Source organism: Candidatus Enterococcus moelleringii (assembly GCF_017377575.1).
Lineage (GTDB): Bacteria > Bacillota > Bacilli > Lactobacillales > Enterococcaceae > Enterococcus_A > Enterococcus_A moelleringii.
Window position 1 is genome coordinate 1 of the sequence record NZ_JAFREM010000045.1, and the last position, 10392, is coordinate 10392.

General features: G+C 41.2%; 8 protein-coding genes and 1 pseudogene. All 9 read left to right on the plus strand.

The genetic code is table 11. From position 1 onward, the window contains the following. Window positions 1–1133 (plus strand): hypothetical protein (locus JZO70_RS21700; RefSeq protein ID WP_207675792.1); only part of this gene is annotated, 1133 nt, incomplete at its 5' end. A 41-nt stretch (window positions 1134–1174) separates the two neighbouring features. Further along, the gene (locus JZO70_RS21705) at window positions 1175–1966 is read left to right on the plus strand and encodes an LPXTG cell wall anchor domain-containing protein (protein ID WP_207675793.1); all 792 of its coding nucleotides are present in this window, start codon (window positions 1175–1177) and stop codon (window positions 1964–1966) included. Further along, on the plus strand, window positions 1963–2805 hold the full coding sequence (locus JZO70_RS21710; RefSeq protein ID WP_207675794.1) for a BsaA family SipW-dependent biofilm matrix protein: 843 nt from the start codon (window positions 1963–1965) through the stop codon (window positions 2803–2805). The genes JZO70_RS21705 and JZO70_RS21710 overlap by 4 nt, the downstream gene beginning before the upstream one ends. A 15-nt stretch (window positions 2806–2820) precedes the next feature. Beyond that, window positions 2821–3471 (plus strand): TasA family protein, encoded by a 651-nt coding sequence (locus JZO70_RS21715; RefSeq protein WP_207675795.1) that lies wholly within the window; start codon window positions 2821–2823, stop codon window positions 3469–3471. 115 nt (window positions 3472–3586) lie between these two features. Then, the gene (locus tag JZO70_RS21720) at window positions 3587–6784 is read left to right on the plus strand and encodes a C-type lectin-like domain-containing protein (protein ID WP_242704080.1); all 3198 of its coding nucleotides are present in this window, start codon (window positions 3587–3589) and stop codon (window positions 6782–6784) included. 232 nt (window positions 6785–7016) lie between these two features. Next, window positions 7017–7766, plus strand: a complete 750-nt coding sequence (locus JZO70_RS21725) for a recombinase family protein (protein ID WP_207675796.1) — start codon at window positions 7017–7019, stop codon at window positions 7764–7766. 16 nt (window positions 7767–7782) lie between these two features. Further along, window positions 7783–8535, plus strand: a complete 753-nt coding sequence (locus JZO70_RS21730) for a helix-turn-helix domain-containing protein (RefSeq protein ID WP_207675797.1) — start codon at window positions 7783–7785, stop codon at window positions 8533–8535. Between the two features lie 100 nt (window positions 8536–8635). Then, window positions 8636–9646 (plus strand): C40 family peptidase, encoded by a 1011-nt coding sequence (locus JZO70_RS21735; RefSeq protein ID WP_242704081.1) that lies wholly within the window; start codon window positions 8636–8638, stop codon window positions 9644–9646. A gap of 621 nt (window positions 9647–10267) precedes the next feature. Continuing rightward, window positions 10268–10392, plus strand: a pseudogene (locus JZO70_RS22515) (site-specific integrase); the annotation flags it as partial.

A 10392-nucleotide genomic window follows, 5' to 3' on the forward strand; every position in this document is an offset into this window, starting at 1 on the left:
CAGCGAAAAAGGAAGTTTCAGTATCTAATACCGGGACTGCGAATGTGTTTGTACGGGTTTCTTATGAAGAAGTGTTAAAACATCTGACAGAAAAAGGTGCAGAAAAATACGATCCTGCATCGGTAGCTGGAGCTAAGTACGTTAACGTAGATAAGGATCCTGGCTTGGCTAAACATATGCCAATTAATTTTAATGGGGCCAAGGCTTTTAGTGACGGATTCAAAGTTGTTCCAGTAGCTCAAATCACTGGTTTGACTTCGCCAGCTGATGACAACGTTAAGTTGCTAGTTAAAGGTACTAGAACAGTTGATCCAACTACTGGTGATATCGGAAATAGCTTTGAAGCAAAATTAGTGCACGAATACTATACAGATCCAGCGAATGCTGGGAAAGATCCTAATGATCCAGCATCTGGTTACGATGCCAAGTTGAATAAATACCAAAAAATGACTTACAATATTGCATTTGTATCAGACAACAGCGCTAAGTTGAATGCTCATGAATGGAATTTTGCTTTAACAGAAGTTAAATATGGTTACTACGAAAATGGTTACAAGAATACAGTCGTTAACTGGGCGAAATCTAGCTTGCCAAATGCTGATGGAATTGCAGCAGGGGATCCTGGAAATCTGGAAGCTAGCGCTTTGCTTGGAACAGCTGGTAAGCGTTACAACACAGATTATGACTACAAAACAACAACTTTAGGAATTACTGATATCCCTGCAGCTACAATAACAACAAATGCTGCACAATTCCCTATAGCAGCTGGGAAAAAAGCAGTTCAAGCGGATACAAGTGGTTTAAGCAAGAGCGCAATCAAGATTGATTACTCTGCTGCTGTTGTTGATCAAGCTGGATTAGCTACAGCAACAAACAACTGGATATACAACGAAGAAGATGGCTGGTTCTATTATACTCAACCATTAAACAGTGGTGCTACAACTGCTGATTTATTGAAGAGCTTAGTATTTGAAAACGATATGGGCACAGAATACACCAACGCTTCTTACGATTTAGTTGTAAAAATGGAAGCTGTCCAAGCAACAAAAGAGGCTTTGACTGATACTGCTGGTTGGAAATTGGATACAACTAAGCCAATTACTAGCGCAATCTGTGCAAAATTAGCACCTTAATGCGATGAATAAACCATGAAAAGGGGAGGAGTGGAAAAAAGTTGTGTAAGCTCAAAGCTATACTCTGCATACTGCTGTGCTTCTCAGGGCTTTTTACTGGGATATTGTCCGCAGATGCTGCTGAGGCACTTCCTCCCGGCATGGTAATCGGGGATTCTGATGGGATTTACGCTACTCCTGACGGAGAATATTACGTTGATTTAGTCGATATTCTACCTGGCGAAACGTATGAAAAAGAAATCACCATTCGCAGTTTGGATTTGGAAGAGCCCTTTTCTTTAGGCATGTTAGTAGAAGAAAGGGACTCCACCGGGTCTGTAGATTGGAAGTATCACATAAACATGACCTTAACCTTAGATGGAAAAGAGATTTACGATGGGTTGATACTTGGTGATGGCAGTCGAGACTGGACGAAGACACCGTTAGAACTAGGTGTCTGTAAATATGGCACGGATAAGATCTTGCAGGCAACGTTCGCAATTGATCCTAAACTGACCAAGGAAGATTTACGTGAAGAGAGTACCTTGTACTTTTACTGGACCTTCATTGGTACGAAGGATCAGCTGACTGAACCGTCCGAGTCTACAGAACCATCTACATCGACGACGCCAAGCACCTCAGAAGGACCGGCTACACCAAGTAGTTCGGGGGAATTGCCACGTACTGGTCAAAGGGCCGGGCCAGGCGGTTCAACCGGAGGCGGTACTTCTGAAAGTGGGAAGCGTCTGCCGCAAACTGGTGAACAAATTGTTTATCAATTTCTTTCTGGGTTATTGCTGGTATTGATTGCGTTGTTCTTGTGGCGAAAACGACGAGAGGAGGGGCAGGAATGAGTCAGAAAGAAAAGCTGCGTCACTTGCTCCAAACATTTGTTAAAAGTAAGGCTCTTTTTGCCTGCTTTTCTCTGTTGTTAAGCCTGTTATTAGTTGTGGGCAGCACCTACGCTTGGATTACATCTGCTGATGAACGGGTCAACCAAGCCAAAAGGAATTCTCGAAAGCTTTCTGCCGTAATCGAGGAGGATTTTACTCAAGTTTTTCAATGGGCACCGGGAACGAAGAAAGAGAAAATGATTCGCGTAAAAAACGATGGTGAAACACCAGCGGTTGTCCGAGTTTCTCTAAAAGAATTTTTCATAGCCTTTGAAACGGACAAGACAGATAATCATGGAGTTGGTGACGGAAATGGGAATTTGAAGGTCTACCCTGCACCTAGTACGGTACCTGTCGATGTGAAAAAAACCGATACTTGGGTGTCAGGAAATACCTATGAAGTAAATGCCAATACGTATTACAAAGCGAATCATGCACTGTTAAACAAAACATATCAGTATAAAGGAACAAGAGATGCACCTTTACCAGCATTCGAACTGGCTTTCCAAACGAGTAAGGTGTTCGATCAATCGAATCCTCCACCAAATGGGGCCAGCGAGTACTGGTACTACGAAAGCGGCTATTTCTATTATTCTGAGGTCATGACACCTAGTCAAGTGACACCGAATCTATTGGAAAGTATCTCTTTAAGTCCAGCCTATGCCAATCAGTATAAGGGCGCGCTCTACAAATTGGTTCCAGAAATGGATGCCCATGATGTGACTCGCTCATTGATATCTGATTGGGGGATTTCAACTAGTGGTTATGTCTATCAGATGTATGACAATAAACTCTACTAATCAAGGAGGAACAAGATGAAACTGCAAAAGAAACCTGTACGACGTGTCATTTACTTCGTCGTCACTGTCGGCTTGATCCTCCTGGTGATTGGTGGAGGCTATTGGGTATACGCGGCGATGACTGCTCAAGATCGGAAGGAAAATGACTTCCGAATCGGTCAAGTTGAGACCAAGATTGATGAAGTGTTCAATGAAGATATCGATGAAACTCTGATAGGTGAATCGGTTCCTAAACAAGTACGAATTGAAAATACTGGTACGATTAAACAGTTTGTTCGGGTGATGGTCTTGCCTGAAGTACGTAAAGTCATTGCTGGAGATGAGCCGAATGAACAAGTTTTACCCTTGAAAATAGGTACTGACATTTTATTAAAAGATATGGCTACAGCTGATTGGATCGATGGTGGTGATGGCTATTGCTATTACAATAAAGCTGTTGAGCCAGGTACTGGTAAAGAAACCAGCTATCTATTCAAAGCAGTTCAGTTATCAGACCAGTTAAGTAACCGTTATGATGGAACTACTTTTAAGATCACATTGAAGGTAGAGTCCATTAATTGCGCGAAATTTGCTTATCGCGATGCTTGGTGGCAAGGAAGTACACCAGCAGATGGATCACCATTAAAAGCTGTAGATAATGCATTACAAGATAAGACAGAAAACTAGGGATACAGATTCCCCACTGTATCCTTCATGAAAAGTGAAAAAGCAACACTCATGAGGTGAGTGTTTTACAACTAGAACATTGATTTGATAAGTGTTGAAAGAAGGGGTAGGGAAAATGATTAGGGGTATGAATCGAAGAAAAAAGAAATTACTTAAGAGAAGTCTTATTGCTTCGATAGTAGCAGTGATATTCGTAGGAGTGGGATATTATTTCTTTCAAGAAGAATCTGAGCCTGTTGATAAAGTAGAGGCATCAGATGTAGTTGGTCCACCTGGAGATTTTAGGTTGACGGCTGAGAATAGGTGGGATAATTCAACCGATGTGAAGAAAAATTATGCAGATTTAGATTGGGATCCGCAAGATAACTTGACTCAGGCAGGTTACAGACTATTTCAGTCTGAGGATGGAGAAAATTGGGAGAATCGATCCATACTCTATGGGAAAAGTATCCGTGTGTTGAATGTATATCCAGATATATCTGAGTCAAATACATTGAAGAATTGGATGGATAGTTTGAATTTACAAGCGACTGATGGTACAAATTTGATTCAAGTTACTCCACTATCAATTAATGAATATAATAATGATCCAGATCACTATTTGCAAAATTCATCAGGAGAGTATTTATATGATGTCATTATGTTTGGAACATGGGATGGTAATAATAGTAGAGATATTTCAACCCAAAGTGCTGAGGCAACGATAAGATTTTTATCATCAGGTCGAGGAGTTTTACTTGGACACGATACCCTACTAAAAAGTCAAAGTGTTTGGTGGAATTATTTTCACGATCTAAGTAACTATCTTGGAATAGGTCATGAAAGTTATATGGAATCCGGAGGCGGAGTTGCTTGGGAATATTGGTCTATTTCAGAAAAAGTAAAAATCATCAATGACGGATATTTAATGAAGTATCCTATTGAATTACAGAATGAACTAGTCTTAACTGTACCTCAAACCCATAATGTTGAACTATCAGATAAATCGATTGGAACAGTTTGGATGGAATTTGAAGACGCGATAAATTCAATATATGATGAGGGTGGAAAATGGAGAGGCGGATGGTATTTAAAAACAAACAAAAACATCGCAATGATTCAAACAGGGCATAGTAGTGGTCAATCAACATTAGATGAGCGCAAAATCATTGCTAATGTTCTTTACAATCTTGGTCAAGTATCTCTTGAAAATAATGCTTCTGATCACTCAGTAAAGGACAAAGTAGCTCCTAATACACCTGAGACAATTATTCGCTGCGGCAGTGATGAAGGACTAAATATTAAATTAGATGCTGTAGACAGAGGTACAGACTATCAGTTTTATGTGGAGGCAAATACACAAGGTGGCAGACTGACGTCTGATGTGGTTAAAGAAGAAATAAAGAGTAATATCGCTGGATACTTTTATGAAGTAACTGACTCGGCGCAATCCACTCTAACATCGACTGTAGAAGGTTACAAGAATGAATATGGCAGAATTCCTGTTGCTAGATATCCAGAAGGCCTCTATGTAGCACCTACAGATCCGGAAGATCATTCTCTTCAATATGAAACTGCGACTACAATTTCACTTTCAGAGAAGAACACTTCTGGCAAGTATTTGCATGTGGTTGCTGTAGATCGAGCCAATAATATTAGCGAGGTTTCTAGCCAACAAATTGACCAATTAACTCAACTTATTGATTTTGAAATCGAACGAACGGGTGATGAGGCAAAATTTGTTGATTTGGTCATAGATAATTCTATTAATAATAAAATGAAGTCTATAGAAATTCAGGTTCCAAAAAATACAGAAATTAAGGGTTATTCTGACTCTCTAACATTACCTAACACTTGGTATTCGTTTGAAAACAGTGAGACGGACGATTACTATTCCTTTAGTTTTGCGATGGAGAACAATAATAGCGTAGCAACTATCCAAGATTTTATGGAGGATTTACGATTCACTATCAAGAATCCTGTAAATACATCAGGTAGCATTAAAGTGATTTTACATGAAAAAGTGTACACATCGTGGATTGATGAGAATGAAGTAGCTCATTATTATGTCTTTATGCCAGAAATGACCGCGCCAGGAAAAACTTGGTTTCAGGCATATAATAGTGCTAAGCAACTGAGGTATAAAGGATTAACGGGATATTTGACTACTATTACGTCAGAAGAAGAACATGATTTTATTTTCAATAATATTGCAAAAGATCCTGGTTGGCTAGGTGGCACAAGAGGTGTTTTAAAGAATGGAGATAATATTAGTGACAACGACAAAATTCCTGCAGTGACTGAGGAATACGATGTTACTAAGGATAACTGGTATTGGGCGAATGGCCCTGAGACTGGAGAAATCTTTTTTGTTGGAAAAAGAAGAATAGATGGAGCATATGCTCCCGACGGGGCATATGCTGCATTTAATGCTGAAGAACCTAACAATGATAGAGTTACTGGCCCTGAGTTTGTATTACAATTTGCACACAAGAACAGCAAATACTGGAATGATCTTCCTGGAGGGACGATGTATGACCAACTGTACAACAGAGGATACTACGTTGAGTTCTCTCAATATGGTAATCAAGAAGAAAAAGAAGAGATAACTGATGTTTGTTGGAAAGCGGCGATCCCACAAAAGGTCTCGCTAAAGGCTTACGATGATAGAGGAACTGCGCTAGCGCAGGGGGATATTCTCTATGATCAACAGTTGCGAATCGGAAACAAAATTACGGTTCAAGAAAAGGAACTGGAATTGTATAGTTTTATCAAAGCCGTCGATATGAGCGATGTTGAAAAGACTAGTTATACTGTTTCAAAAACCTATCAAGAAGGAAAGTTAATCTATTCAATCAGAAGAGCTGACTTGCATGTGCGACAAGTCATCCAGAATCCGAATGGTGAGCTGGTTGTTCCAAAAGAAGGCTACCTGACGATTCAGAATCAATTGCATACTACTGGAGCACTAGATACCAATTACCAAGTCAATACGGCGGTTACTTCTGGTAAGGAAGCAGATGATCCAGACTTCACGACAGTCGTGGTATCGACCAGTCAGTTGACCAATGACAACGATGAAGTCCAATTGTCGGCTGTTATTCCAGAGTTCTACAAGTACAATGGTTACCGAATATCTAATGATTTAGCCAGTCATGCTGCTGCGCCTCTAGTGACAGATGCTAAGATATCACTTTCTTGTTTAGGAATCTACAATCAAAGAGAACACTGGATCACTATCTATTTGGAACCAAACGGCACCAACGATGGCAAGCCGCAGCCCTACAGCTGGGACTATAAGAAAAATGACTTAGGAAAAATAAAGACTAAGTAAAAGGAAGGAAGAAGCAATCGGTGGTATATCTTTTGTTATTTGTGCTAGGGCTAGTACTACTGGTTCAAAGCTACCTTCTGTTTAATTTACTCCAGGCACAACAGAAGCTGGAACAGCGCGTTGCTCATCTGTACCGTAGAATGGCTAGACAAAGACCTAAGTCTGATGCGAGAAAAGTACCACCAAAGCCCATAAACAAAAGGGGAATCTATGAAGAAAGAGGTCGCAAACGATGAATTTGGGCTATGCACGAGGGTACCAATTTACCCAACAATTGGATATGCTGGAAGATTATCCAGTGGATGAGCTCTTTTCAGATGGGCAGCAGGAAATCGAGGCCATCTATTCAGCCACCAGTGAATTTCAAGCGCTGCTGAATTTTGCTCAGCCAGGCGATTGTTTGGTGATTACCTCCTGGGAAGTGGTCTCCCGAGATTATCGGCAGCTGCTGTCTTGCTTGGATAAGCTGGAGGAATTGGAATTAGGCTTAGACGTATTGAACCTTCCTCCCCTGACCATTGAGGAGTGGCGCCAGATTTTTCTTTGGTCGCTGCGGAATGACCGCATGCTGCACCCATTTCTCGTCCGAGCAGGCAAAGAACGGGATCGCAGCAAGGATGCCTATTCCTTATTCAGTAAAGAACCGGAAGCTCGCAAGCTCTATCGGGAAATCATTTGGCTTTTGGTGGAGAAGAATAATATTCGCCAAGTGTCCAAACAAAAGCGGGTGCCATTGGAAACAGTCTACCGTATCCAACAGGAGCTGAAACAAATACAATTGGCAATCGTTTTAGTAGTTTGTTTCCTGTTAGCAATTTTTAGTATCAAGCTGGCCGAATCCTATTTTGACCAGTTGTGGATTCAGGTGAGCATTTGTGTTGTTGTGACGTTGGTGATTTTATGGAATGTATTGGTGGATATCGAGGAACCCGACTTAAAAGGAAAGCCGGCAGTCAAAGAGAAGAAGATCCCGAAAACCTAAAGAGAAGGTGAATAGTATGCAACACGCATTAATTTTAACCAAGAATATGTTGACAGAAGAAGAGCTAGTCAAGAAATTGCAGCGATTGAGTTATGAAACGCTGTGTTCCACTGATTTGTTAAGTCGATTAAAAAATCCTGCAACTGGCGCCTTTCTTGCTTTTTTTCAATTGGTATTGCTCAGCGAAAACTTGTGCAATCAAGAAGTGGAGGAAATCTTAGAGCACTTGAATAGTTATCCGCTGGTGGTAGTGCGAGTGACGGAATCTTATCCCAGCGAAGAGGAACAAGTCCAATGGAAAGAGCTGGGCTTGGCGGATTGGCTGACTAGGGATGCCGGCTTTGAAGATACCCGAGAACGATTAAGCAGCCTGCGGAAGCTGCATCAACAGGAAAATCAGATTCTTTCCTTCCCAATGGAAACTCTGTCCACGGTACCAAGCAATTTGGAAAACTTGTTTAAAAGCTTTTCTAAGACCGAAAAGAAGGTGTTCGAATATTTAGTGAAGGCGTACCCCGAGCAAGTTGCTTCCTCGCGGAAAGAACTGTGTGAACACTTGTGGCGGGATGGCGATACCCCGTCAAATATGAGCCAGCTGTCTTGCCTGATTAATAAGTTGAAGCGTAAGTGCGAGCTGCACGGTGTGAACGGGGAGATTGTTACGACTATGTGGGGCCGTGGCTACAAGCTGAGTGATGAGTTTTACCAGAAATGGATTCTGGAAACCCAGTCTCAGAATCCCCATATATACTATTCAGCATCCAACTAAATCAAGAAGCATCGCTCAATCAATAGACCGATTGGGCGATTTTACCGATAAGGGGGTAAGGATCATCAAAAAAGGATACATAGTACTTTTAGTCTTGTTCATGTTTTTCGGCTTCTCGCTGGAAGCCCATGCTGACTCGAAAGAGGAGACCCAGCAGAGTATTGCTCAGTTGCAGGAACGGTTAAGCCAGTTGAATGATGAAATCTCAACTTCCGTTGTTCAACAGGAAGAGTTGGAAAAGCAGATTGCGACGCTGGATCAAGAGCTGGTGGAACAGGAAAAGAAAGTGACTGGGATGAACGACAAATTGACAGTGCTGGAAAAAGAAATCCAAGAGCGAGTAAGAGCAATTCAGCTGACCGACGCCAATCAGAAAGCAGCTTTCTTTAAGGTGGATGGCTGGTCGAAAATGCTGGGTTCGGTTAAAGGTGTTGAAAAGGTCCAGAAGGCGGACGCAGCCCGGGCCAAGGAATATACTGAGTTAGTGGAAGCAATTACCAAACAACAAAAGGCCTTGGAGAAGAAACGGCAGGAGTACCAGGCAGCGCAGGATTTATTGAAGACGACGATTGAGAAGCAGAATGCTAGTAAGGCCGAGTTGGAGAAAGAACTGAAGGATAATGAAGCTTTGTTGGCACAGATTCAGGAAGAGGAACGGCAACAGGAGTTGGCTTTGAAGGCTCAACAAGAAGCCTTGTGGCAACAGGTTGTTCTGGGTGAGAACATTACCACCAGCTTTGCGACTAATGAAGAAATGAGTCAGAAGGCACAGGATATTATCCTGTCGGCAAAACAATATCTAGGAGTTCCTTACGTCTGGGGCGGAACGACTCCGGCTGGCTTCGATTGCAGCGGATTGATGCAATGGGTCTTTGCCCAGAATGGGATTGGGATTCCACGGGTGAGTCAAGCGCAACAGGCTTCTATTAAAGAAATTCCGATTAGTGAAGTGCAGCCAGGAGATCTGGTATTTTGGGGACGACCGGCTCATCATGTGGCTTTGTATATTGGGGATGGATATTTTATTCAGGCACCTCAGCCTGGGGATGTGGTGAAGATTACCCATAATAGTTGGTATCCGTTTGAGAGTGCGGGAAGGGTGTTGAATTAATTAAATAAGTAGAGCCGAAAGTATCGTAAAAGATACTTTCGGCTTTTTTGTGCGCATTATCGCCTATTGGCAACGGCGAGTGGGTGGTTGATTCCGATGTTTTTGCTCTCAAGAGAGTCTGTATGTAGGTCAGTTGCTATAACAGGATAAGCGAAATATAGAAAACACTATAAAAAAACATAACGGTTAGTTGTTTGATGTTAAAATAAATTGACGAAAGAATTGAATTTTAGAATATTTTCGTAATTTTTAAATTAAAATGATTCTTTCTTTTTACGAAGTATCGATAGGATAATTAGAAAGTGATAAAAGTTTGAGTTGCGAAAAAAGAATCTGGGGAGAATCAACGTCAATTATGTGAGGTTTCTATCTTGGTCTTGAAAAGACTAAGGGGAAACGGCGATATAGTTATGTTTTTTTAGTTATTGGGGTCATTCGCTAGTTTTATTATAGATTACGATAAAAAAATACGCAATATATTTTTTAAAAATAATTAAAATGAACATTTTTGTGCTTTGGTTATAAACAGAAATAGTCGAGTGCCTAAAGGAAGACCAGAATAAAGGCAATTCTATAAACCGTCAAAATTACCGTCAAATGTGATGGAGAGGAAGTGGACAAATGCGTCGAGGCGAAAACATTTATCGACGAAAGGACAAGAGATGGGAGGGGAGGTATGCGGTTGGAAAAAAGGCCAATGGAAAGACGAAATATTGTTCGGTATATGGCAAAACTTTGCAGGAAGT